Source organism: Mycolicibacterium arseniciresistens, assembly GCF_030519285.1.
Classification (GTDB): domain Bacteria; phylum Actinomycetota; class Actinomycetes; order Mycobacteriales; family Mycobacteriaceae; genus Mycobacterium; species Mycobacterium arseniciresistens.
The window spans coordinates 1-25,507 of the sequence record NZ_JAUMSQ010000046.1 but is presented as its reverse complement, the minus strand read 5'-3'; the positions used below and the strand labels follow the sequence as shown (position 1 = coordinate 25,507).

The following is a 25,507-nucleotide window of genomic DNA, read 5'->3' as shown; positions in this document are numbered from 1 at the left end:
CCGAGTAGCCGCGAAAGCGAAGCCAGGGTCGTGAATCCAAGTGATTCACGACCCTGGCTGCTATCTGGGCGCGATCACTTCCAGCGGTCGAGCAACTCCTTGGCCCGCTTGGCCAGCGCGAACTGCAGGAACGGCCCGAAGCTGATCCGGGCGACGCCGAGCGGACCGAACGACGCCGGGTCGTCCTCGTCGGGCAGCCCGATCGCATTGACCGGCAGCGGCAGCTCTGAGGTGAGCCTGCGCAGCGTGTCCGCGTCGTGGCGGCCCACCGGATAGAGCACGTCGGCGCCCGCCTGCGCGGCCTCGGTCAACCGTGCGACGGCCCGTTCGACGCGGTCGGCGTCATCGCCGTCCTTGCGCAGGAACAGGTCCGTGCGGGCGTTCACGACGACGTGCACACCCGCGTCGTCGGCGGCCTTGCGCAGCGCGCCCACGAGTTCGGCGTGGTCGGCCGACGACCGCAGACGGCCACCCTCGGCGTGCACGGTGTCCTCGATGTTGAGTCCGACCGCGCCCACCCCGAGCAGTCCCTCGATCAGCCGCGTCGGCGCCTCCCCGTAACCGGACTCGATGTCCACCGACACCGGCACGTCGACGGCCTCGGTGATCTGCGCGACCCGGGTCAGCAGTTCATCGAACGTCATGCCCTCGTTGTCGGCCCTGCCGACCGAGTCGGCCACCGGATGGCTGCCCACGGTCAGCGCCGCGAACCCCGCGTCCACGGCCAGCTTCGCCGACCAGGCGTCCCACACCGTCGGCAGGATGACCGGGTCACCTGGGCGGTGCAACGCCAGCAGCGCGTCCGCCCGGGTCTTCAGAATTTGCTTGTCCACCACGAAATCACTCCATCTGACGTGATCTGTCTCACGCCGCAGTCGGTGATGTGGCTAGCATCAATTGCGTAATGTGATTCACGACACCCTTCAGCCCAAGGAGGTCACTTGTCCAGCACAACCGAGTTCAGCGAGCTGCACGAACTCATCGGCGGCCTGCGCCGATGCGTCGCTTCGCTGGCGTCGAAGTACGGCGACTCGCCAGCGATGCGTCGCATCGTCAATGATGCCGAACGCATCCTCAACGACGTCGACCGCCTCGACATCGACGCCGAGGAGCTCGAGCTCGGTCGCGGGGTGAGCCGCCACCACCACATCGGAGAGAAGATCGCCATCCCCGACACCCAGTACGACACCGATTTCTGGCGCGGCGTCGACGACGAGGGTCTCGGCGGCACCCGATGAGCCAGCGCTGGTGACATCTGCCCGCGCACCGCTTGAAACCCACCGCCGCGGGTAACCGCCCGGTTGGTCGACCTCGACAGATCTGCGAAAGGCAACAGTGAGCGCACCCACCGCCGACCGAGACGGCACCGGCGTCTTCTCATCGACACGCGCGGAGATCAAGCAGCGCACGCTGCGCACCGACCGCTGGTGGCAGTCACCGCTCGTCGTCGACCTGGGTTTCGCCGCATTCGTGATCTACGCGACGGTGCGGGCGTTCCTGCAGCGGGACTACTTCGTCCCCGAGTACCACTACCTGACGCCGTTCTACTCACCGTGCATCAGCACCGGCTGCCTGCCCGAGGCGAGCGGTTTCTGGCCGCAGTTCGTGCCGGACTGGCCAATCTTCCCGTACGCGCTGCTGTCGCTGCCGTTCCTGCTGCTGTTCCGGCTGACCTGCTACTACTACCGCGGCGCCTATTACCGGTCGGTGTGGCAGGCGCCAACCGCCTGCGCCGTCGCCGAACCGCACGCCAAGTACACCGGCGAGACCCGCTTCCCGCTGATCATCCAGAACACCCACCGCTACTTCTTCTACATCGCGGCCCTGATCTCGGTGATCAACACCTACGACGCGATCATCGCCTTCCACTCGCCCAGCGGCTTCGGATTCGGCCTGGGCAACATCATTCTCGTGGTCAACGTGGTGATGCTGTGGGTCTACACGATCTCCTGCCACTCCTGCCGCCACGTCGTGGGCGGACGTCTCAAGCACTTCTCGAAACATCCTGTGCGCTACTGGCTCTGGACGAAGGTCAGCGTGCTCAACACCCGGCACAAGCTGTACGCCTGGATCACCCTCGGCACGCTGATGCTCACCGACTTCTACGTCATGCTGGTGGCCAGCGGCACGATCTCGGACCTGAGGTTCATCGGCTGAGATCACCCGACCGACAGCGCAATTCGAGACAACAGGACATGGAAGACGAGTGAGGACACATGGCTGAGGCCGAGCTGGAACGGCACGAGTACGACGTCGTCGTGATCGGTGCCGGTGGCGCAGGACTGCGAGCGGTGATCGAGGCCCGCGAGCGCGGCCTGCGTGTCGCCGTGGTGACCAAGTCGCTGTTCGGCAAGGCGCACACCGTGATGGCCGAAGGCGGCTGCGCGGCGGCGATGAAGAACGCCAACCCCAAGGACACCTGGCAGATCCACTTCGCCGACACCATGCGCGGCGGCAAGTTCCTGAACAACTGGCGGATGGCCGAGCTGCACGCCCAGGAGGCGCCCGACCGGGTGTGGGAGCTGGAGACCTATGGCGCGCTGTTCGACCGCACCAAGGACGGCCGGATCAGCCAGCGCAACTTCGGTGGCCACACCTATCCGCGGCTCGCGCACGTCGGCGACCGCACCGGCCTGGAGATCATTCGCACCCTGCAGCAGAAGATCGTGTCGCTGCAGCAGGAGGACAAGCGCGAACTCGGTGACTACGAGGCCCGCATCCGGGTCTTCCACGAGTGCTCCATCACCGACCTCGTCCTGGACAAGGGGCCGAGCGACGATCCGAGCGCCGAGCACGAGGCGACCGGGGCGCAGGGCAAGAACGAGGGCAGGATCGCCGGCGCGTTCGGCTACTACCGCGAGACCGGGAACTTCGTGCTGTTCGAGGCGCCCGCCGTGGTGCTGGCGACCGGCGGCATCGGCAAGTCGTTCAAGGTGTCGTCGAACTCGTGGGAGTACACCGGTGACGGCCACGCGCTGGCACTGCGGGCGGGTTCGAGCCTGATCAACATGGAGTTCATCCAGTTCCACCCCACCGGCATGGTCTGGCCGCTGTCCGTCAAGGGCATCCTGGTCACCGAGGGCGTGCGCGGCGACGGCGGCGTGCTGAAGAACTCCGAGGGCAAGCGGTTCATGTTCGACTACATCCCGGACGTGTTCAAGGGCCAGTACGCCGAGTCCGAGGAAGAGGCCGACCAGTGGCTCAAGGACAACGACTCGGCCCGCCGCACCCCTGACCTGCTGCCCCGTGACGAGGTGGCCCGTGCCATCAACTCCGAGGTGAAGGCGGGCCGCGGCACGCCACACGGCGGCGTCTACCTCGACATCGCCTCGCGCATGCCGACCGAGGAGATTAAGCGGCGGCTGCCGTCGATGTACCACCAGTTCATCGAGCTGGCCGAGGTCGACATCACCAAGGACGAGATGGAGGTCGGACCGACCTGCCACTACGTGATGGGCGGCATCGAGGTCGACCCGGACACCGGGGGCGCCGCCACCGCCGGGCTGTTCGCCGCCGGTGAGTGCTCCGGCGGCATGCACGGCTCCAACCGTCTGGGCGGCAACTCGCTGTCGGACCTGCTGGTGTTCGGCCGTCGCGCCGGTCTCGGCGCCGCGGACTACGTGCGGGCCCTGTCCGACGAGCGGCCGAAGGTTTCGCAGGAGGCGGTCGACGAGGCCATCAAGATGGCACTGGCCCCGTACGACACCCACGAGAATCCGGAGAACCCGTACACCCTGCACGCCGAGCTGCAGGAGTCGATGAACGACCTGGTGGGCATCATCCGCAAGGAGGACGAGATCCAGTCCGCCCTCGACAAGCTCGACGAGCTGCGCGCCCGCGTGCAGAACGTCACCGTCGAAGGCGGCCGGGCGTTCAACCCCGGCTGGCACCTGGCCATCGACATGCGCAACATGCTGCTGGTCAGCGAGTGCGTGGCCAAGGCGGCAATGCAGCGCACGGAGAGCCGCGGCGGGCACACCCGCGACGACTATCCCGAGATGGACTCCAAGTGGCGCAACACGCTGCTGGTCTGCCGCACCGACGACGTCGCGACCGTGGACAAGATGGTGCCGGGCGTGACGGTGGAGGCCGAGGAGCAGGTGCCGATGCGTGAGGACCTGCTCGGCTGCTTCGAACTGTCCGAGCTGGAGAAGTACTACACCGACGGTGAACTCACCGCGCATCCCGAACGGAAGGGCTAGACATGGCTGCCTACACCGCAAACCTGCGTGTCTGGCGCGGCGACGTCAGCGGCGGTGAGCTGCGCGACTTCCAGGTCGAGGTGAACGAGGGCGAGGTGGTGCTCGACATCATCCACCGCCTGCAGGCCACCCAGACCCCCGACCTCGCCGTGCGCTGGAACTGCAAGGCGGGCAAGTGCGGGTCGTGCTCGGCCGAGATCAACGGCCGGCCGCGACTTCTGTGCATGACCCGGATGTCCACCTTCGGTGAGGACGAGACCGTCACCGTGACGCCCCTGCGGACGTTCCCGGTGATGCGCGACCTCGTCACCGACGTGAACTTCAACTACGAGAAGGCCCGGGAGATCCCGGCGTTCACGCCGCCGAAGGACCTGCAGCCCGGTGAGTACCGGATGCAGCAGGAGGACGTGAACCGCAGCCAGGAGTTCCGCAAGTGCATCGAGTGCTTCCTGTGTCAGAACGTGTGTCACGTGGTGCGCGACCACGAGGAGAATAAGGAGGCGTTCGCCGGGCCGCGGTTCCTGATGCGCATCGCCGAGCTCGACATGCATCCCCTCGACGTCGCCGACCGTCAGAACATGGCGCAGGAGGAGCACGGCCTCGGCTACTGCAACATCACCAAGTGCTGCACCGAGGTGTGCCCCGAGCACATCAAGATCACGGACAACGCGCTGATCCCGATGAAGGAGCGCGTCGCCGACCGCAAGTACGACCCGGTGGTGTGGCTGGGCAACAAGCTGTTCCGGCGGAGTTAGCAGCGCAGTCGTCGCCAGTGTGAAACGTGGGCGGAAATCCTCAGGGATTTCCGCCCACGTTTCACTTTCGCGGCCCACCGCCGGGGACTCATCGGCGTACCCTCGGCAACAGCGGCCAATCAACGACGAAAGGCAGCCAGTCCATGACTCAGATCCACAGCGTCAACGACATTCGCACCGCCATCCGCGAGCTGTCCGCCCGCGCAGCGCTGGCACGCAAAGAGGGCCGGCCCGGCGACGCGGACGAGATCGAGCAGCGGATCCAGCACTACCGCGAGGAACTCGCCGCCCGCCCCTGACGGGCATCAGTCACCCAGCCGCCGGAAGGCGCTGCGGTGGAACACGATCGGCGCCACGTCGTCGTGCACCCGGATGTCGTTGACCCGGAGCACGACAATCGTGTGGTCGCCGGCGGTCACCAGCTGTTCGATGGCGCTCTCCAGCCACACGCTGGTGCCCTCGATGAAGACGGCACCGGTCGCGGTCGAGACGGTCTGCAGGCCCGCGAAGCGGTCACCGGTCTTGGCGGCCAGGGTGCGGGCGGCGGCGTCGTGGGCCTCCCCCAGCACGCTGATCCCCAACGACGGCAGGCCCTTGAGCTTCGGCCAGGTGGTCGAGCTGTTCTGCACGCAGAACGACACCAGCGGCGGATCCAGCGACACCGGCACGAAGGTGCTGGCCGCCAGTCCGACCCGGGCGCCGTCCACCTCGGCGGCGATCGCGATGACACCGGTCGGGAAGTGTCCGAACGCTTCGCGCAGCAAGGCCGGACTCAGGTCTGTGGCGCTCATGTCCTTCCCATCTTCACACAGCGGTCGTCTGTCCATGATGGCCGTCGACGTCGGCGCCGACCACAGTCGCGATCGCCGTGAACACAAGCCCGCGCGACCGCCGCCGCCCAGCGGATCACGGGGGCGGGAGAAGTCGTCGCGCGGCCGGTAACGTGACGCCGACCATGTGGATACCGCTGCTGATGATGGCCGTAGCGGTCAGCCTGGAACCATTCCGGATCGGTATGACGGTGCTGATGGTCAACCGGCCCCGGCCGGGCCTGCAGCTGCTCGCCTTCCTCACCGGCGGGTTCGCGATGGGCATTGCGGTGGGCGTGGTGGTGCTGTTCGTCCTTCGGCCCGCGCTGGGCTCCGCGCACTTCACCCTGCCCCGGGTGCAGATCGCCATCGGCGTCCTGCTGCTGGCCAACGCGGCGCTGGTGACGGCCGGCCTGTGGGGCGGCCGGCGCGACGACGGGGCGCCGGGCCGATTCCGGGGACCGCTGGCGACACGGGCGCGTCAGCTGCTCACCGGCGGTTCGCTGTGGACGGCGGGCGTCGCGGGCCTCGGCATCGCGCTGCCGTCCGTCGACTATGTGGCGGCGCTGGCGCTCATCGTCGCCTCCGGCGCCACCGCCTCAGTCCAGGTCAGTGCCCTGGTGTTGTTCAACGTGGTGGCTTTCGCGCTGGTCGAGATCCCACTGCTGGCCTACGTGGTGGCCCCCGACCGCACCCGCGCCATGCTGGCGGCGCTGTACGACTGGCTGCGCTCTCACGGCCGCCTGGGCGTCGCCGCCCTGCTCGCCCTGGTCGGCTGTGTGTTGGTCGGCGCGGGGATCGCCGGACTGTAGGCCGCTACGGCTTCGGCGGGTTGTTCAGCACGAACTGCGCACCGGACAGCAGCTGCGAGATCGGATCGGTGCCGCCGCCGCCGAACGATGCGTCGGTGGACGGCGCGGTGACCTCCGCGGGGTCGTAGCCGTTGACCGGATCCACCGTGATCGGCGCGGTCGCCGGATCGTTGTTGCGCGAGTATCCGGCGTCGACCATGGGCAGCAGGACACTGTCCAGCCTGTTCAGCGTCGGCTCGTCGACCCCGAGGTACTTGAACGCCATCACCAGCGGCAGATGCTGCTCGGGCACCATGTACGACGTCGTCTTCGCACCCTTGGAGTTGACCGTCGTGCGGATGTTGCGCTCCGGCACCTTGATGTTGCTCGGGTCGGTGAACGCCACGGCGGTGTGGCCGGTCGCGAGACCCGCGATCGCGTTCACCACGCTCATCCAATTGTTGTCCGGCTGATCCGGCCAGTCCGCGATGCTGTCATAGGGCGAGATGAATTGGTGTGTGTCGTACTGACTTTCGACCGGCGCCGGGATGCGGTAGTCCAGTGACGGAACGACGGCGCCGACCGGGAACATCTGGGTCAGGAAGCCCTCGCCGAAGGCGTGCTTGCCCACCGGGTCGCCGAACATCGCGAAGCTGAGCTGATCCCGCGGTGGCGCATTCGGGTCGTTCGCGAGCTGCGCCTGCACCTCGTTGAGCACCATCGCGCCCTCGGACAGGCCCATCACCGTGCCCGGCCCGCCCGCCTTGATGGTCGCGATGGTGTGCGGCGCCCCCACGGTGACCGATTCACCGACGCTGGGACCGTCGAGACCCAGACCGGGCAGGATCTCCTCGCCGACCGCGCCGATCCCCGGGAAGAACCGTTCGAGCGTGTGGCCCTGCACCTGCCCCGCCGGGTAGCGGACGATCTGCTTCTGTTCCTGGTTGTCGGGGAACCACTTCTTGCCGGTGTCCATGATGTATTGGTCGTACGGGATGCCCAGCACGTGTGCGCCACCGAGCGCGTAGCCCTTGCCGGGCGTCCCGATCCCCGGCGGCGAAGGTGAGGTGTCGGGCGCCCCGCGATCGGCCGTCCAGCCGGGCTGCGGTTCTTCGGCCGCCGCGGTACCGGTGCCGCCGAAAACGCCTGTGGCACTTACCGCCATCAACGCAGTGACCGAGACGAGAAGCCTCCGCATTACCACTCCCGCCTCTGCGTGTGCACTGATCCGAACCCTACCTTGTCTTCCATTCGCCCAGGTCAGGCGTCGAGCCGGACGAACTCGTCCTGCCGGTACTGCTCGACGCACGCTGCGCGCCGGATCTTGCCGCTCGTCGTGGTGGGGATCGAGCCGGGAGGCACCAGGACGAGATCCCCGACGTTGAGGCCGTGGGCGTTGGAGATCGCGGAGGTGACGTCGCTCTTGACGTCGCTGAGCCAGTGCCCCGCCTCGACCGTCGACTCGCCGCGCTTCTTCACCTCGATGACGGTGACCAGCTTCTCGGTGCTGTTCACCGGGACCGCGATCGCGGCGACCCGGCCGCCGGTGATCTGTTGCACCGTCGCCTCGATGTCCTCGGGATAGTGGTTGCGCCCCCGGATGATCAGCAGGTCCTTGATGCGGCCGACGATGAAAAGCTGGCCACCGGAGACGAATCCGAGATCGCCGGTTCGCAGCCATGGCCCTTCGACGGTGCCCGGCGACGGGTCGACGATCGTCGCCCCGAAGCAGCGCTGCTCCTCCGGCGGCCTGCTCCAATAGCCGGACGCGACGTTGTCGCCGTGTACCCAGATCTCGCCGACCACGTCCTGCGCGCATTCCCGGTTGGTGTCGACATCGACGATCCGGACCACGGGTGACTGCGGCAGGATGTAGCTCGCCAACGCGGAGCCGGCTCTGGGCGCACACCGCTTGGCACGGCCCGCGGACAGTTCGTCGACGTCGAAGTGCGCGGCGTCCGCCGACTCACTCCAGGTGCCGGTGGCCACGAACACCGTCGCCTCCGCCAGCCCGTACGACGGCCGCAGCATGTGGTCCCGGAAGTCGAAGTGCGCGAACCGGTCTGCGAACCGTTCCAGGGTTGCCGGCTCGACGCGTTCGGCGCCGTTGATGATGCCCACCACCCCGCCGAGGTCGAGTCCGGCGAGGTCGCTGTCCTTGGTCTTGCGGGCGGCCAGGTCGAAGGCGAAGTTGGGCGCCGCGGAGAAGGCACGGGGGTTCTCCGCCAGCGCCCGCAGCCACCGGGACGGCTTCTCCAGGAACGCGACCGGGCTCATCAGCGCACCGGGATAGCCGCTCAGGATGGGGGCGCAGACACCGAGCACCAGACCCATGTCGTGGTAGAAGGGCAACCACGACACGAATGTGCCACCGGTGGCGGCGTTCTGAGCATCGGCGAAGAAGGTGCGCATCAGCTGCTCGAAATTCACCTGCAGGTTGCGGTGGGAGATGATGACACCGGTCGGCAACCGGGTCGAGCCCGAGCTGTACTGCAGGTAGGCCGTGCTGGGATACCCGGCCGCCTCGAGGCCCGGCCCGTCGGCGGCGACGTCGAGATTCAACGCGTCGACCGCGACGATCTTCGGTGCGGTGTCCATCTCGGACTGATCGACGTAGTCGCCGACGTCCTCGGCGGCAGCGGACGTCGTGAGCACGACCGCCGGACTGGTGTCGAGGAAGACCGAACTCACCCGCTCGTGGCTCGAGCCGCGATGCGGCAGCGGCAGCGGCACCGCGACGAGTCCGGCCTGCATGGAGCCCAGGAACGCAAGGATGTACTCCATGCCCTGCGGGGCGAGGATCACCGCCCGGTCACCCACCGAGGCGTGCAGCCGGATCTCGCGCGCTACGTTCATGGTTCGGCGCGAGAGCTGCGACCAGGTCACGGTCTCGGTGATCCCGGACGGGTCCTCGGCGTACTCGGTGAAGGTGAACGCGACGTCGTCGGGCCGCATGCTGGCGCGTCCGTGCAGCATCGACAGGATCGTGGATGCGGGGACATCCGTGCCGCTGAAATCCGTGGGGAGCTTCGTCATCCGTACTCCTGATCGCTCCGCTTCGTTCCGAAGCCTTGCATACATCGTGTGTGTGCGCTCGCCGCCCATGGCTAGGCACTCGGTTCCGGTGTTCGAGACACCGTCGGTTGCGCCGCAATTCGCGACGGCCAGAAGTTCGCCCGTCCCAGCAGTGCGGCGATGGCGGGCACCGTGATGGTGCGCACCACGAACGTGTCCAGCAGGATCCCCACCCCGATCACGAAACCGCCCTGGATGACGATGCCGATGCTGGAGAACAACAGACCGGCCATCGAGGCCGCGAAGATCAGACCCGCCGCGGTGATCACACCACCCGTCGAACCGAGGGTGCGGATGATGCCGTACCGCATGCTGTGTGGAGACTCGTCGCGCATTCGTGACACGAGCAGCATGTTGTAGTCGGCGCCCACCGCGACCAGCACCACGAACGCCAACGGCGGCACGCTCCAGTGCAATTGCTGGTCGAGGAAGAACTGGAACGTCAGCACGCCGACGCCGATCGCCGCGAAGTACGAGATCACCACGGAGCCGACCAGATACAGCGGTGCGACGACGGCGCGCAGCAGCACCATCAGCGTCAACAGCACCACGATGATGGTCGCGGCGATGATGAACCGGATGTCCTGCTGGTAGTAGTCGCGGGTGTCGCGCAGCGCGACCGGATAGCCGCCCATCGAGATGGTGGCGTCGGCGAGCGTGGTGTTCGGCTGGGCGTCCCTGGCGATGTCACCGATCTGGTTGACCTGGTCCATCGCCTCCGAACTGAACGGGTTCAGCTTGGTCTGCACGAGGTACCGCACCGAGCGGCCGTCCGGCGAGACGTACGCCGCGGCGGCCTTCTGGAAGTCCGGCAGACCCAGCACCTCGGCCGGGATGTTGAAGCCCGCCTGCGCCGGGTCCGCGGCGTTGTTCCTCATCGTCAGCAGGAATGTCGACGCCTCGTTGAGTCCGGCGGCGATCACCTTGAGCTGCTTGACCAGTTCGTCCACTCCGCCTGCCACCTCCCGGCTTCCGCCGGCCAGTTGGTTGGCGCCCTGCTGCAGGTCCTTCAGACCCGCCTGCGCACCTCCGGGGGAGTTCAGCCCCATCGCGTTGACCGCCCTGGTGACGTTCGAGAGGGCGCTGTTGAGCTTCTTCACCGTCGCATTGAGGGTCTGCTTGTCGTCGACGCCCTGGAGCTGGTGTGCGAGGTCGTTGATCTGGTCGAGCCTGCCGTCGTTGTTCGCGTCGTTCAGCCGCTGGAACTGGCTGCGGGTGGCGCTGCACGAGGGGTTCGTGTCACAGACCTGGTTGTTCTGCAGCGCGGCGAGGACGGGCCCGATCCAGGCGAACATGTCCCTGACGGCGGCGAAGTTGATGCCCATCGAGTTGGCGAGCACGTTGACGCTCTGCACCAGTTTCGCCGCGACCTCGACGTCGCGCACCAGCTTGTCGCCGCCGTAGTCGGTGCGCACCGAGGAGAACGTGTCGACCAGGCTCTGGATGCTCGGTGCGATCTGGTTGATCTGTCCGCGCACCTCGGCGAGCCTGTCGGCCAGTGTGTCGGCGCCGGCGGTCAGCCGGCCGAGATCGCCGCTGCGCTGGCCGATCTGCGCCGAGCCGTCGGCCAGCCGGTCACCGACCAGGCCGGCCTGATATGTGGCCCGGAACTCCGGTGGCACGTCGCCGAGGGGCCGGGTGACACCGCTGATCAGGCCGATGTCCGGCAGCTGTGCGACGCGCGACGCCAGCTGCTCGAGGTCAGCCAGCGCCCGCGGGTTGCGCAGGTCGTGCGGTGACTGGATGAGGATGTACTCGGGGATCGACTGGCTGATCGGGAAATGGCGTTCCAGCGCGGTGTACCCGATCGAGCTCGCGGCCGAGGCAGGCACGACCTTGCGGTCGTCGTAGTTGTAGTTCGCGAAGACGGCGATGCCGGCCAGCAGACCCAGCACGAGCACACTCGCCACGAGGTGCGGCACCGGCCTGCGCACGATGCGGATCCCGGAGCGCCGCCAGAACCGCGCGGTCAGTTCACGCCTCGGCTTGACCCAGCCGCGCGGACCGGCGAGCACCAGGATCGCGGGCAGCAGCGTCAGCCCGGCGAGGAATGCCACGGCGATGCCGATCGCGGCCGACACCCCGACCGTCCGGAACACCCCCATCTGCGTGAAGCTCAACAGCAGGAAGGTCAGGCCCACTGTGGTGGCGGACGCGGTGATCACCTTCCCGATCGAGATCATCGCCGCCTTGACCGCCTGGTCGTAGTCCTTACCCGACCGCAGGTAATCGTGATATCGGCTGATCAGGAACACCGCGTAGTCCGTGCCGGCGCCGGCCATGATCGCGCTCAGGAAGACGATGGACTGGTTCGAGACGCCCCAGCCGGTCAGCTGGGAGAACGACGCCACCACCGCCTGCGCGATCACCAGGGACGACCCGATGGTCACCAAGGGCAGCAGCATCGTGACCGCACTGCGGTAGACCAGCAGCAGCACGGCCAGGACCAGGACGGCGATGGCGATCTCGATCGGCAGCCGATCCTTCTCACCCGCGACGGTGAGGTCGGCGACCGTGGCGGCGGGGCCGGTGAGGTGCACGTCCACCGAACTGCCTGCGACGGCGGTCTTGATGACGTCGGCCACCCGGTTGAACGATTCGAACGCCCGCGGGGTGCCCAATTCGCCTGCGAGACCGACCGGCAGGACCCACGTCGTCTTGTCCTCACTGGTGAGGAACTGACGCAGTTGTGGGGTGCCGACGAAGTCCTGGACCGACACCACGTCCGTCACGTCGTCACGCAGCGCGTCGACGAGCTTTCGATAAGTCGCCTCGTCGGCGGGTTCCAGCCCGTCTTCGTTGATCAACGCCACCAGCAGCAGGTTGTCGTTGCCGGGTTCCTTGAAGGCCTCGGTCATCTTCGCCGCGGTGACGCTCGACGGCGCGTCGCTCGGCAGGATCGCGAGCGGATTCCTCTCCGCCATCTCGCCGAGGGACGGGGACGACAGCGGCAGGACGACCGCCAGTGCGATCCACACCCCGATCACCGCCCACGGCCAGCGCACAACGAGGTCCGCTAGCCGTCGCATGTCGCCCTCATCCTCGCGCCGAATTCGCGCATCGCCGATTTCCCATGGCCATCATTTGCCCGCCGCTATGCGACGCGCCCCCAGTGCCCGGTGTCAGCAACCCGGCTCGTCACCGAGCTCATCGCCTCCATGTATCGCGTCACCGACTTCTCGGCGACGGCGTTGTCCGGATGCATGATCGCCATGACCGTGCCCTCGCCGTACCGGAAGATGTAGATCGTCAACTGGTAGGAGAACCGGTTGTCGGGATACATACCGATGTTGTTCGCCAGGCCCATCTCGCCCGCCGCGAGAATGGCGTTCAGCGGTGCCGCGCCACCGTGCAGGAAGTTCGACACCGGGAAGTTCGGCCGCGGCCAGTTGAGCCACGGCGCCAGTTCCAGGACCCGGTAGTACGGCACCCTCGCCATGTCCAGGCCCGAGTCGAACGACGTCTGCGCTGCGCCCGCGGCATCGCTGAAGGAGGTCGCCGCGATCGGCACCGTGATCGGTATCAGGCCGGTGAACCAGCCCTGGGTCATGAAATTGTCGCCACCGGTGCGGGAATCCCTCGGGGTGAGCCCGTAGTACGTCAGCGCACCGGTGAATTCGTGCTCCACCAGGCCAAGGCAGGCGAACAGTCCGCCGACGAACCGGGCCCCCGCGGCGCCGCAGGCCGATTCGAACCGATCCGTCTGAGCCGCGTCCATCAAGACCTGAGAGGACCAGGCGCTGCTCATCGACTCGTTCGGATCACCGAGCGGCAGGGGGAATTCCGGGAAGCCGTCACTGTTGTCCTCGGCGAACTCGATCCACGCGCGCACGCCCGGCGAATCCAGCGTCAACGTCGAGGTGAACTCACGCTCGCGAACACAGAAATCGTCGAAGCTGCCGGCATCGGGCAGCGTGAGCGCCTGACCGGTGCCACTCATGGCGGAGTACATGCCGTTGGCTTCCATCATGGTTGTGCCGATCAAGGTGGCGTCTCCGTGCACGTGATCCATGGCGGCGAAGAACGTGAAGTGGTCTTCGTGCTGGACGATCCCGAACGTGAAGCAGGCCCACTCCAGCGGATTCGGGATTGCCACGACGTGGTCGCGGATCTCTTCGACCGTCATCTCGCCCTGATCGACCGGCATGAATTCGATGGCGTCCGGATTTTCGATAGCGTGCCTAACGAATTTGCCAGAATCGGCCTGCTCGAACCAGCTCCTGAAGGTGTCGTGTCGCCGGATGTAAGAGTTGACGGCATGGTCCATCGCGGCTATGTCGCACGTGCCCGCCACCTCGCAGCTGGCGATGATCTGCCGGGAGAAGTTGAGGCCCGCGGCCTCCCGTTCGCAGTAGTTGCGAAGGTGCTGGCTCTGCATGTAGCTAACCGGCACCGAGCTGACAGGAGCGCGGCTCGCTGTTTCCTGAGCGGCGGCCGTCGGATGCCAGGAAGTGACCGATCCCGGACTCAGTGACCATTCACCAAGTGCGCCAACAGTTATCTTCCCGATGCGCAAAACCCGGTCCCTTCGCTCACTTCTCCTCGGCCCGGTTTCCGGGCTCGGCAAATCGTGCCGCGGCATCAACGTACCCGAGGTTCGGCCGCACCCGCCGTGCACGACCGGAGCCGGGACACGGAAGCGCGCATACCTCGGGTAGGCGTGCCATAGTGTGCGTCGGAGTTCACTCGATCTTGGTTCACGCGGTCGTTACTACTGTCGAGTAGGTTAGCCTGACTGCTGCGTAAATTACCGCAAGGCCCCTCAAGGAGACAACCGCATGGGATCCGCTCAAAATCCGACCGAGCCGACTCAGCGGTTTGCCATCGTTGGCTATGCGGCGCGTTTTCCCGGCGCGCCGGACGCTGACGGCTTCTGGGACGTGCTGCGCGAGGGCCGCGACGCGGTGTCGGAGATCCCCGCCGACCGCTGGGATGCCGACGCGTTCTTCGACCCGGAGCCCGGAGCCCCCGGCAAGGTCGTGACCCGCCGTGCCGGGTTCGTCGACGACGTGACCGGCTTCGACGCGCCGTTCTTCGGCATGTCGACGCGCGAGGTCAGGATGATGGACCCGCAGCACCGGATCCTGCTCGAGACGGCGTGGCGCGCGGTGGAGCACTCGGGCACCGCACCCACGGCCCTCGCCGAGACCAACACCGGTGTGTTCGTCGGCCTGGCCACCCACGACTACCTGGGGATGGCGTCCGACGAACTGACCTACCCCGAGATCGAGGCCTACCTGGCCATCGGGACGTCGAATGCCGCGGCCGCCGGCCGGATCAGCTACCGCCTGGGACTGCAGGGTCCCTCGGTGGCCGTCGACACCGCCTGCAGTTCGTCGCTGGTCGCGATCCACCAGGCATGCCAGGCGCTGCGCCTCGGCGAGTGCGACCTCGCGCTGGCCGGCGGCGCCAACGTACTGCTCACTCCCGCAACGATGATCACCTTCTCGAACGCGCAGATGCTCGCGCCCGACGGTCGGTGCAAGACCTTCGACGCCGCCGCCGACGGCTACGTGCGTGGTGAGGGCTGCGGCGTCATCGTCATCAAGCGCCTCGAGGATGCGCTCCGCGACGGTGACCGCATCCGCGCGGTGATCCGTGGCAGCGCGATCAACCAGGACGGCGCATCGGGCGGCCTGACCGTGCCGAACGGTGTTGCGCAGCAACGGGTCATCACCGATGCGCTGAAGCGCGCCGGCCTCGAGCCCAGCGACGTCGGATACCTGGAGGCGCACGGCACCGGCACATCGCTCGGCGACCCGATCGAAGCGCAGGCCGCGGGTGCGGCGTTCGGCGCCGGGCGCGACCCCGGCCGGCCGCTGCTGATCGGTTCGGCGAAGACCAACATCGGGCACCTGGAGGCGGCCGCGGGCATCGCGGGTGTCATCAAGGTCGTCCTCTCGCTCGAGAACGAGACCCTGCCCAAGCACCTGCACTTCGAGAATCCGTCACCGCACATCCCCTGGGACCGGCTGCCCGTCGAGGTGGTCACCGAGACGATGCCCTGGAAGAGCAACGGCCGGCCGCGCATCGCGGGCGTCAGCTCATTCGGATTCGCCGGCACGAACGCCCACGTGATCCTTGAGGAGGCGCCCGAAGAAACAGCACGGATCTCCGCGGCTCCGGCGCCCGATGTCGCCGCCGGGGCGGCTCCGGCGCCCGATGTCGCCGCCGCGGGGGCGGCCCGGTTCAGCATCCTGCCGCTCTCCGCGCACACGCCCGCCGCACTGGTCCAGCTCGCCGACCGGTACCGCGGCTTCTTGAGCTCGCACCCCGAGGCCAACCTGGCCGACGTGTGCTTCACCGCCGGGGCGGCGCGGGCGCACCTCAAACACCGTGCCGCGCTGGTGGTCGACTCGAGGGAGTCCGCCGTCGAGCTGCTCGGCGCGCTGGCCGATGACCGCCCGGCACCGGGTCTGGTGCGCGGGGACTCCCAGGACGTTCCCAAGACGGCGTGGCTGTTCACCGGCCAGGGCAGCCAGTACCCCGGCATGGCCCGCGAACTGTTCGACACCGAACCGGTGTTCGCCGAGACGCTGAACAGGTGCGCGGCGGCAGTGGTCGAGGTTCTCGAAAAGCCCTTGCTCGACGTCGTTTTCGACCTCGACAGCCCCGACGCGGACGCGACGCTGCGGCAGACCTCGTACGCACAGCCCGCCCTGTTCGCGGTCGAGATGGGTCTGGCACGCCTCTGGCAGTCATGGGGATTCGACCCAGACGTGGTGCTGGGTCACAGCGTGGGCCAGTACTCCGCGGCGTGCGTGGCCGGCGTGTTCAGCCTCGAGGACGGCGCGCAGCTGATGGCCGAGCGGGGCCGGCTGTTCGGCAGCCTGCCCGCAGGCGGACGGATGGTCGCGGCGTTCGCCGCCGCCGAGCGGGTCGAGGCCATCACCGACGAGTTCCCGGCGCTGTCCGTCGCCGCCTACAACGGCGCCAACACCGTGCTGTCCGGACCCGCACAGGATCTGGAGAAGGCGGTGGCCGGACTCGCGGCCGACAACGTCCGGTGCGACTGGCTCGACACCAGCCACGCGTTCCACTCGGCGCTGCTCGACCCGATCCTCGACGACTTCGAGTCGTACGCCGAGCGGTTCACGTACGCGGCGCCGCAACGGATCCTGATCGACAACCGCACCGGCGCCGCGCTCGGCAGGAGCGTCAAGCTCGACGGCGCCTACTGGCGCCGCCACGCACGCCAACCGGTTGAGTTCGCAAAGAGTGTGCGCACCCTCGCAGGCCTCAACTGCAAGTTGCTGGTCGAGATCGGCCCGCGACCGGTGCTCACCGCCGCAGCGCTGAGCACCTGGCCCGACCCGGCCACCGCACCGCGCGTGGTCACCTCGTTGCGCCGGAACACCACCGACCACCGGCAGATCACCGAGGCCGTCGCCGACTCGTACGTGCTGGGCCATCTGCCCGACTTCGCCGCCATGGCGCAGCCGCACGCCCGCAAGCTCGACCTGCCCACCTACCCCTTCGAGCGTCGCCAGTACTGGTTCTCCGACGATCGGCCCGACAGCCGCACCGACGACGGGGACAGCACCAGCGACCAGCTCCCACCCGCCGCACGCACCCAGGCCGTCCGCCTCCTCGAGGACGGCCGGATCGACGAACTCGCCGCACTGCTGGACGGTCCCGGCGGGGATCAGCAGACCCTGCAGGTGCTGACCAGGCTTGCCGCACAACACAATCAGCAACGCTCGACGCAGTCCGTCGCCGACGGCCGCTACGAGTTCCGCTGGCAGGAATCCCCCGCGCCGGTCTCCGCCGCCGGGCCCGCCGGAGCCCACAGCTGGATCATCGTCGGCGACTCCGCCGACGCCGTCGCGCCCCTGGTCGCCGCACTCGATGCGCGCGGCCACCGGCACCGGACCGTCGGACTGCCGGTCTCCGATGCCGACTCCGAACAGCTCGTCGACGCGTTACGCGCCGCGGCAGCCGATGACTCCACGCTGCGCATCCTGCACGTCGCGGCACTCGACTCGGATTCCGACACCGGGCCGTCGATGCGGTCACTGCTGCGGATGCAGCATCGCATCCTGGTCGGGACGCGGCGCCTGTTCCGCGCCGCGGCCGCGGCCGAACTGCGCAGCCCCATCTGGCTGGTGACCCGTGGCGCGCAGCGCATCACCGACGGCGACACCGTCGCACCGGATCAGAGTGCGCTGTGGGGCTTCGGCCGCGCCGCGGCGCTGGAACTGCCGCACGTATGGGGCGGACTGGCCGACCTGTCGGCCGGCAGTGGCGACAAGGCCGGCGAATGGTCCCGGTTGGTCGACCGGATCACCTCGGCGCACGACCCGGCTTCCCGGGAGGACCAGCTCGCGCTCCGCGACGAGGCACTCTACGTCCCGCGGCTGGTGCGGCGGACGGAACCGGCGAGCGGCGCACCGCTGCAACTGCGCGCCGAGGCCACCTATCTGGTGACCGGTGGGCTGGGATCGATCGGACTGGAGACCGCCGGATACCTCGCTGCCAATGGCGCACGACATCTCGTGCTGACCAGTCGGCGCGCGCCCAGCGACGCCGCCCGGCAGCGGATCGACGCACTGAACGAACAGCACGGCTGCGAGGTCCGGGTCGTCACCGCCGACGTCGCCGACGCACACGACGTCGCGCGCCTGCTGGCCGGCATGCAGGCGGGGCTGCCCCCACTGGCCGGCATCGTCCATGCCGCAGGCGAGATCGGCACCACCCCGCTGAACGATCTGGACGACGCCGAAGTGGACCGCGTCTTCGCCGGAAAGGTCTGGGGTGCGTGGCATCTGAGTGAAGCCGCCGCCGACCTGAAGCTCGACTTCTTCATCAGCACCTCGTCGATCGCCTCGGTGTGGGGCGGATACGGTCAGACCGCCTACGGCGCGGCGAACGCCTTCCTCGACGGCCTGGCCTGGCGGATGCGCGAGCAGGGCGTCCCGGGGATCAGCGTCAACTTCGGACCGTGGTCGGCGGGTATGGCCGACGCGGACTCCCGTGCGCGGCTCGAGCAGCGCGGCGTCCGGACGTTGTCGCCAGCCGATGCACTGGCAGGTCTGGCCGACGTCGTGGCGGCCTCCTCGGCGAACGGTCCCGCGCAAGGGGTGGTCGCCCGGATCGACTGGGCCCGCTTCCTGCCCCTCTACCAGCAGGCGGGACGGCGGGCGTTCCTCGCCGAACTCGAGCGCGAGGTGCCCGCCCCGGCGGCCGACTCGGCGCCGGTCGTGACGACGTCGGGCAGGACCCCACTGGTCGAGCGGCTCACGAACGCGCCGCTGCAGCAGCGCAAGCGGCTGCTCACCGATTACCTGCGCGACGCGGTGGCGGAGGTGACGCGCGTCGACGCCGCCGAGATCCGTGAGGACGCCGGCTTCTTCGACCTCGGCATGGACTCGCTGATGGCCGTCGAACTCCGGCGCCGCATCGAGCAGGGCGTCGGCAAGGACATCCCCGTCACCCTCGTGATGGATCACCCCCGACTCTCCGACGCCGCCGACTGGCTGCTGGGAGACGTGCTCGGCCTCAGCGAGCAGGCGGCAGGCCCGTCCGAACCCCGTCCCGCGGCCCCGACGCGCGCGGACGACCCGATCGCGATCGTCGCCGTCTCGTGCCGCTTCCCCGGCGCGCCGAACCCGGAAGCGTTCTGGGAGGTGCTCTCCGGCGGTGTCGACGCGATCCGCGAGGTCCCCGAGGACCGGTTCGACATCGACGAGTTCTACGACCCCGACCCGGACGCCCCCGGCAAGACCTACACGCGCTTCGGCGGATTCCTCGACGGCATCGACGGCTTCGACCCCGAGTTCTTCGGCATCTCGCCGCGCGAAGCCGTGTGGATCGAGCCGCAGCAGCGACTGATGCTCGAAACCGCCTGGGAGGGACTGGAACGCGCCGGCTACTCGCCGGCATCGCTGCGCGGCAGCAAGACCGGCGTCTTCGTCGGCGTGGCCGCCAACGAGTACGCCCACCTGCTGTCGTCGGAATCCATCGACAAGATCGAACCCCACTTCATCACCGGCAACGCGCTCAACGCGATCTCCGGCCGGGTCGCCTTCGCGCTCGGGCTCGAAGGTCCGGCCGTGGCGGTCGACACCGCATGCAGCTCCTCGCTGGTGGCGGTCCACCAGGCCGTCCAGGCGCTGCGCTCCGGCGACTGCGACATGGCGTTGGCAGGCGGGGTGAACGTCCTGATCAGCCCGGTGACGGTGGTCGCCGCGTCGCGCGCCAGGATGCTGTCCCCCGTCGGGCGGTGCAAGACCTTCGACGCCTCCGCCGACGGCTACGTGCGCAGCGAAGGCTGCGGAGTGCTCGTGCTGAAACGGCTGAGCGACGCCCAACGCGACGGCGACCGGATCTGTGCCGTCATTCCCAGCACCGCGGTGAACCAGGACGGCGCCTCCAGCGGCCTGACGGTGCCCAACGGTGGCGCACAGCAACGGCTCATCGGCACGGCGCTCACGCGCGCCGGGCTGACCGGCGGCGACGTCGACTACCTCGAGGCGCACGGCACGGGCACCCCGCTCGGTGATCCGATCGAGGTCCAGGCCGCCGCGGCGGCCTACGGCGGCTCGCGGGACGCCGACCGGCCACTGCTGATGGGATCGGTCAAGACGAACATCGGTCACCTCGAATCCGCCTCCGGCGCAGCAGGTCTGATCAAGGTCGTGTTGTCCCTGCAGCACGAGCTGCTGCCGCAGAGCCTGCACTTCGACAACCCGTCGCCGCACATCCCGTGGGCTTCGCTGCCCGTGCGGGTCGTGGACAAGGCGATCCCGTGGCACGCCAACGGCAGGCCGCGGCGCGCCGGCGTGAGCTCCTTCGGGTTCACCGGCACCAACGCCCACGTGCTGATCGAGGAGGCGCCGCAGCCGGCCGCCGCCGACGTCTCTGCGGACGACGCCGAGGTTCCGGCGCCCGCCGGGCAGACCGCCCACGACGCACCCGTCGACGTGCTGGCGCTGTCCGCACGGTCACCGGAAGCGCTGGCGGCACTGGCCAGCCGGTACGAGGCCTGGTTGAGCATCCATCCGGACGCTGACCTCGCCGACGTCTGCGTCACCGCGGGCACCGGCCGTTCGCACTTCGAGCACCGGGCCGCCCTGGTGGTCGACTCGATCGCCTCGGCGCGCGACGGCCTGGCCGAACTGGTGCAGAACCGCCTGCGGCCCGGTGTCGTACGCGGTGAGCACACGCACAATCCGACAACGGCCTGGCTGTTCACCGGACAGGGCAGCCAGTATCCGGGTATGGCGCGTGAATTGTTCGACACCGAGCCGGTTTTCGCCGAGACCGTGACACGCTGCGCGGAGGCCGTCGAGGGCATCCTGCCCTACCCGCTGCTCGAGGTGCTGTTCGCGGCCGATCGCGAGACCGGAGAGCGGCTGCGGCACACGTCGTTCGCGCAGCCGGCGCTCTTCGCCGTCGAGATGGGCCTGGCCAGGCTGTGGCAGTCGTGGGGTATCAAGCCCGACGTGGTGCTCGGGCACAGCGTGGGCCAGTACGCGGCGGCATGCGTCGCCGGTGTCTTCAGCCTCGAGGACGGCGCACGACTGATGGCCGAACGCGGCCGGATGTTCGGCAGCCTTCCCGAAGGCGGTCGGATGGTGGCGGTGTTCGCCGACGCCAAGCAGGTCGAGCAGGTCGCCGGTGAGTACCCGCGCGTCTCGGTCGGCGCCTACAACGGACCCAACACGGTGCTGTCGGGACCGGCCGAGGATCTCGAGAAGATCGTCGCCACGTTCACCGACGACGCGATCCGCTGCACCTGGCTGCAGACCAGCCACGCCTTCCACTCGGAGCTGCTGGACCCGGTGCTCGACGAGTTCGAGTCCTATGCCGCCCAGTTGACGTTCGCCGCACCGACTCTCCCGCTGGTCTGCAACCGAACCGGCGCCGTGCTCACCGCCCAGACACCGCTCGACGCCCCGTACTGGCGGCGGCATTCCCGTCAGCCGGTGCAGTTCGCCGAGAGTGTGCGCACCGTGGCGGCCCTCGGATGCTCGGTGCTGATGGAGATCGGTCCGCAACCGGTGCTGACCGGCGCCGCCGTGCAGGTCTGGCCGGAGCACCTGGCCGCCCCGCGGGCGATCGTCTCGCTCCGCAAGGGTGTCGGCGACCGGCGGCAGATCGCCGACGCGCTGGCCGCCGCCTATGTCGGCGGCCACCAGCCCGACTTCGCGGCGCTGCACCGCGGGCTCCGCCGCAGGCTGGAACTGCCCACCTATCCCTTCCAGCACCGCCGTTTCTGGCCCAAGACGTCCGCGATCACCGGCTCCGACAGCAACGGCGCCGGCGTCTCCGGAATCCTGGGCAGTGCCAAGGACCTCGCCTCGGGCGACGTCGTCTACACGAGCAGGCTGTCGGTCAGATCACAGCCGTGGCTGTCCGATCACGTCATCTACGGCACCGTCGTCGTCCCCGGGGCGACGTACGCGGCGATGGCGCTGGCCGCCGTCGGTCCGCCGGCGCGGGTGAAGGAAGTCTTCTTCTACGAGCCGATCATCCTGCCGGAGAAGGCGTCTCGCGAGGTGCAGCTGACGCTGCACCCGGCAGGCGACGGCGGCGAGTCGAAGTTCCAGGTGCACAGCCGTCCGTACGGTGAGCGCGACGTCGAATGGTCGTTGAACGCCGAAGGCGCCGTGGTGACCGGTGTCTCCGGCGCCGGCGACGATCCGGATCCCGAGCAGGATCCGGTCGACGAGGCCATCGAGCGGTGCACCCGCATGCGTCCGCAGGAATTGTTCGAGACCTTCGCCGACCTGGAACTGGCCTGGGGGCCGACCTGGTCGGGTTCGCTGAAGTCGCTGTGGCTCGGTGACGGTGAGGCGATCGGCGACATCCTCGTCGGACAGGAACTCGCCGAGCACCTCGGAACCGAACCGATGCACCCGGTCCTGATGGACCTGTGCACCGGTGTCGCCTTCCCGGCATTCCCAGCACTTCTCGCCGCCGAACAGGGCGTCAACGACCTGTTCCTGCCGCTGCGGTACGGGCAGGTCACGCTGAAGGAGAAGATGCCCCGGCGGTTCTACTGCCGCGCGAGGTGGCACAACAGCGGCCTCGACAGTGAGACGCAGGTCTTCGATCTCGACTTCCTCGACCGCGACGGCAGCCTGCTCGGCGGGATCCGCGAGTTCACCGTCAAACGCGCACCGCGCGAGGCGCTGCTGCGCGGTCTCGGCGGCGACGCCACCCGGCTGCTCTACACCCTCGGCTGGCACGAGGTGCCGACACCGCCTGCCGACGCGGACGCTGTCGCGCCGAGTGGCACATGGCTGATCGCGGGGTTCGGCGAACTGGCAGCCGAGGTGCCGGGCTGCATCCCGTTCGACCGGCAGGCCGATCCGGAGCTCCTGGGACAGGTGCTGGCGCAGGCCGTCGAGCGCGGCATGCCGTTCTCCGGCGTCGTCTGGCGCAGCACCGGGCCGAGTGCGCAGGAGTCGAGCGCCGACGCGAGCGGGCGGCTCGAGGCCGAGCTGTCCAACCTGCTCAGCGCTGTGCACACGGTGCAGAACGACGGCGTGAAGCTGCCGGGCGGACTGTGGATCGTCACCGAGCGGGCCGTGGCCACCGAGTCCGGTGAACCGGTGGATGCGGTTCAGGCGGCGCTGTGGGGCTTCGGTCGCACCACGATCAACGAGGAACCGGCGCTACGCGCCAGGCTGGTCGACTGCGACGGGTCACCGGAGGCGGTGCGGGCACTGGCCGCGATGCTGGCCACCCCGGTCGAGGAGCCGGAGATCGCAGTGCGGCAGGGGAAGCTGCTGGCGTCCCGGTTGGTGCCGTGGGCGCGCAGCGGCAATCTCACCGTGCCGCGCGGGAGCGACTACGTGCTGGCCCCGACGGAGCGCGGCGCGATCGACAACCTGCGGATCACCGAGAAGGACGTGCCGCCGCCGGACGAGGGTTACGTGCAGGTCCGCGTCGAGGCCGCCGGCCTCAACTTCCGCGACGTGCTCAACGTTCTCGGTCTCTACCCGGGCGACCCCGGACCGATCGGCGGTGACTTCGCCGGTGTCGTCACGCAATTGGGCGAGGGTGTCGGCGACGTCGAGGTGGGGCAGCGGGTCTACGGCTCCATGCAGGGTGCGTTCTCCAGCCGGTTCAATGTGCCGTCGCAGTTCCTGGCGCCGATCCCGGACGGGGTGAGCGCGGTGCAGGCCGCGACGATTCCCGCCGCGGCGCTGACGGTCCGGCTGTCGTTCGACTGGGCGCAGCTGAAGCCCGGCGACAAGGTGCTGATCCACGCGGCCAGCGGCGGCGTGGGCCTTGCGGCGGTCCAGATGGCACAGCGGTGCGGTGCGACGGTCTTCGCCACGGCCAGCACCTTCAAGCGGGCCACGCTGCGCAAGCTGGGTGTGGAATATGTCTACGATTCGCGCACAACCGATTTCGCCGATCAGATCCTGGCGGACACCGGCGGTGCCGGCGTTGACGTGGTGCTCAACAGCCTGACCAGCGAAGGGTTCATCGAGGCGACGCTGAAGGCCACCGCCCGCAACGGCCGATTCGCCGAGATCGCCAAGCGCGACATCTGGTCGCCGGAGCAGATGACCGAGGCCCGACCCGACATCGACTACGAGATCGTCGCGTTGGACACGGTGATGCTGACCGACCCCGATCGCATCCGCGACCTGCTCACCGAGGTGTCGGACGGACTGGCCGACGGTGAGTGGACTCCGCTGCCCGCGGAGATCTACCCGCTGACCGAGTCCAGGGCGGCGTTCCGGCGCATGCAGCAGGCGCGCCACATCGGCAAGATCGTCGTGCAGATCCCGAACCCGTTGCAGCCGAAGCCAGATCGGAGCTACCTGATCACCGGTGGGCTCGGTGCGATCGGTCTTCACACGGCGTCGCATCTGGCCCAGCTCGGCGCCGGTGACATCGTGCTGACCAGCCGGCGTGCGCCGGATCCGGCGGCGCAGAAGGTGATCGAGGAGATCACCGAGCGCTACAAGTGCCGCGTGCACGTCTTCACCGCCGACGTCGGCGAGGAGTCCGACGTCGTCGCGCTGCTCGACCGGATCCGCGCGGAATTGCCGCCGCTGGCCGGTGTGGCGCATCTGGCGGGCGTGCTGGACGATGCGCTGCTGTCCCAGCAGAGCCTCGAGCGGTTCCGGACGACGCTGGCGCCCAAGGCGTACGGCGCGTACCACCTGGACCGTCTGACAGCCGACGACGATCTGGACTTCTTCATCGTGTCCTCGTCGGTGTCCAGCCTGTTCGGATCGCCCGGTCAGGCGAACTACGCCACGGCCAACGCGTGGCTGGACGGTCTCGTCGCGCAGCGACGGTCCCGGGGCCTGCCCGCCACCGGCATCAACTTCGGGCCGTGGGCACAGGGCGGCATGGCATCGTCGGAGGCCGCGACCGCCAACATCAGCGCCCAGGGTCTCGTCCCGCTGGATCCGGCGGCGGCGCTGAGCGCACTCGGCGAGGTCGTCGCGAACGGCACCGGCCAGGCGACCGTCATCCGGGCCAACTGGCAGCGTGCGGCGAAGGTGCTGGGCAGTTCGCGGCCACCGATCCTGGACCTGGTGCTGCCGAGCGCCGTCGGCGAGGTGACCGGTGACAGTGAGCTGCTCAAGCAGTTGCAGGAGATCCCCGTGCCGCAGCGTGCGGGCTTCGTGACGGAGTTCCTCCAGAAGGAGGTGCAGAACTTCCTGCGCCTGGCGTCGCCGCCCGCCGCGACGAGCCGGTTCCTGGACCTCGGCACGGACTCACTGATGGCGATCGAACTGCGCAACAGGTTGCACAGCCAGTTCGGCGGTGCGTTCACCATCAATGCGACGGCGGTGTTCGACTACCCGACCATCGGGGGGCTCGCCGAGTACCTGGTGGGTCAGCTGCCCGACGCGGAGGCGGCGGCAGAGCCGGCGGCCGACGAGGCACCGGCCGAGGCG

General features: G+C 68.6%; 13 protein-coding genes. 7 read left to right on the top strand and 6 right to left on the bottom strand.

Going from position 1 to position 25,507, the window contains the following annotated elements:
* Positions 1 to 74 precede the first annotated feature (74 nt).
* Positions 75 to 833, bottom strand: a complete 759-nt coding sequence (locus Q2100_RS09210; RefSeq protein WP_302913777.1) for an isocitrate lyase/PEP mutase family protein — start codon at positions 831 to 833, stop codon at positions 75 to 77.
* Between the two features lie 108 nt (positions 834 to 941).
* Between Q2100_RS09210 and Q2100_RS09205 the strand changes: the two genes are divergently transcribed.
* The 5 genes from Q2100_RS09205 to Q2100_RS09185 all read left to right on the top strand — a co-directional run bounded on the left by Q2100_RS09205 (position 942) and on the right by Q2100_RS09185 (position 5,256).
* Entirely contained in the window at positions 942 to 1,238 is a 297-nt protein-coding gene (locus tag Q2100_RS09205; RefSeq protein ID WP_269894590.1) for an Rv0250c family protein, read from the top strand.
* A 97-nt stretch (positions 1,239 to 1,335) separates the two neighbouring features.
* Positions 1,336 to 2,157, top strand: a complete 822-nt coding sequence (locus Q2100_RS09200; protein ID WP_264011465.1) for a succinate dehydrogenase subunit SdhC — start codon at positions 1,336 to 1,338, stop codon at positions 2,155 to 2,157.
* A 59-nt stretch (positions 2,158 to 2,216) separates the two neighbouring features.
* The gene (locus tag Q2100_RS09195) at positions 2,217 to 4,202 is read left to right on the top strand and encodes a fumarate reductase/succinate dehydrogenase flavoprotein subunit (protein ID WP_264011466.1); all 1,986 of its coding nucleotides are present in this window, start codon (positions 2,217 to 2,219) and stop codon (positions 4,200 to 4,202) included.
* Between the two features lie 2 nt (positions 4,203 to 4,204).
* A complete protein-coding gene (locus Q2100_RS09190; protein ID WP_302913776.1) occupies positions 4,205 to 4,957 on the top strand; it encodes a succinate dehydrogenase/fumarate reductase iron-sulfur subunit in 753 nt (250 codons plus the stop codon).
* Positions 4,958 to 5,100: 143 nt separating this feature from the next.
* Complete coding sequence (locus Q2100_RS09185; protein WP_264011468.1) at positions 5,101 to 5,256, top strand: hypothetical protein; 156 nt, start codon at positions 5,101 to 5,103, stop codon at positions 5,254 to 5,256.
* Positions 5,257 to 5,262: 6 nt separating this feature from the next.
* Here Q2100_RS09185 and Q2100_RS09180 read toward each other — a convergent pair whose 3' ends face one another.
* On the bottom strand, positions 5,263 to 5,748 hold the full coding sequence (locus Q2100_RS09180; RefSeq protein WP_302913775.1) for a flavin reductase family protein: 486 nt from the start codon (positions 5,746 to 5,748) through the stop codon (positions 5,263 to 5,265).
* Positions 5,749 to 5,912: 164 nt separating this feature from the next.
* On the opposite strand from Q2100_RS09180, the gene Q2100_RS09175 reads away from it, so the two are divergent.
* Positions 5,913 to 6,578, top strand: a complete 666-nt coding sequence (locus tag Q2100_RS09175; RefSeq protein ID WP_302913797.1) for a GAP family protein — start codon at positions 5,913 to 5,915, stop codon at positions 6,576 to 6,578.
* Positions 6,579 to 6,582: 4 nt separating this feature from the next.
* Here the strand turns inward: Q2100_RS09175 and pe are convergent, their stop codons facing one another.
* The 4 genes from pe to Q2100_RS09155 all read right to left on the bottom strand — a co-directional run bounded on the left by pe (position 6,583) and on the right by Q2100_RS09155 (position 14,148).
* Positions 6,583 to 7,755, bottom strand: a complete 1,173-nt coding sequence (gene pe, locus Q2100_RS09170) for an acyltransferase PE (RefSeq protein WP_264011470.1) — start codon at positions 7,753 to 7,755, stop codon at positions 6,583 to 6,585.
* 62 nt (positions 7,756 to 7,817) lie between these two features.
* A complete protein-coding gene (locus Q2100_RS09165) occupies positions 7,818 to 9,593 on the bottom strand; it encodes an AMP-binding protein (RefSeq protein ID WP_302913774.1) in 1,776 nt (591 codons plus the stop codon).
* Positions 9,594 to 9,664: 71 nt separating this feature from the next.
* Positions 9,665 to 12,661 carry an MMPL/RND family transporter gene (locus tag Q2100_RS09160; protein ID WP_302913773.1) on the bottom strand — a complete coding sequence of 999 codons (2,997 nt, stop codon included), beginning with the start codon at positions 12,659 to 12,661 and terminating at the stop codon, positions 9,665 to 9,667.
* A gap of 65 nt (positions 12,662 to 12,726) precedes the next feature.
* Entirely contained in the window at positions 12,727 to 14,148 is a 1,422-nt protein-coding gene (locus tag Q2100_RS09155) for a condensation domain-containing protein (RefSeq protein WP_302913796.1), read from the bottom strand.
* A gap of 262 nt (positions 14,149 to 14,410) precedes the next feature.
* Between Q2100_RS09155 and Q2100_RS09150 the strand changes: the two genes are divergently transcribed.
* The coding region (locus Q2100_RS09150) for a type I polyketide synthase (RefSeq protein ID WP_302913772.1) at positions 14,411 to 25,507 on the top strand (11,097 nt) is incomplete at its 3' end.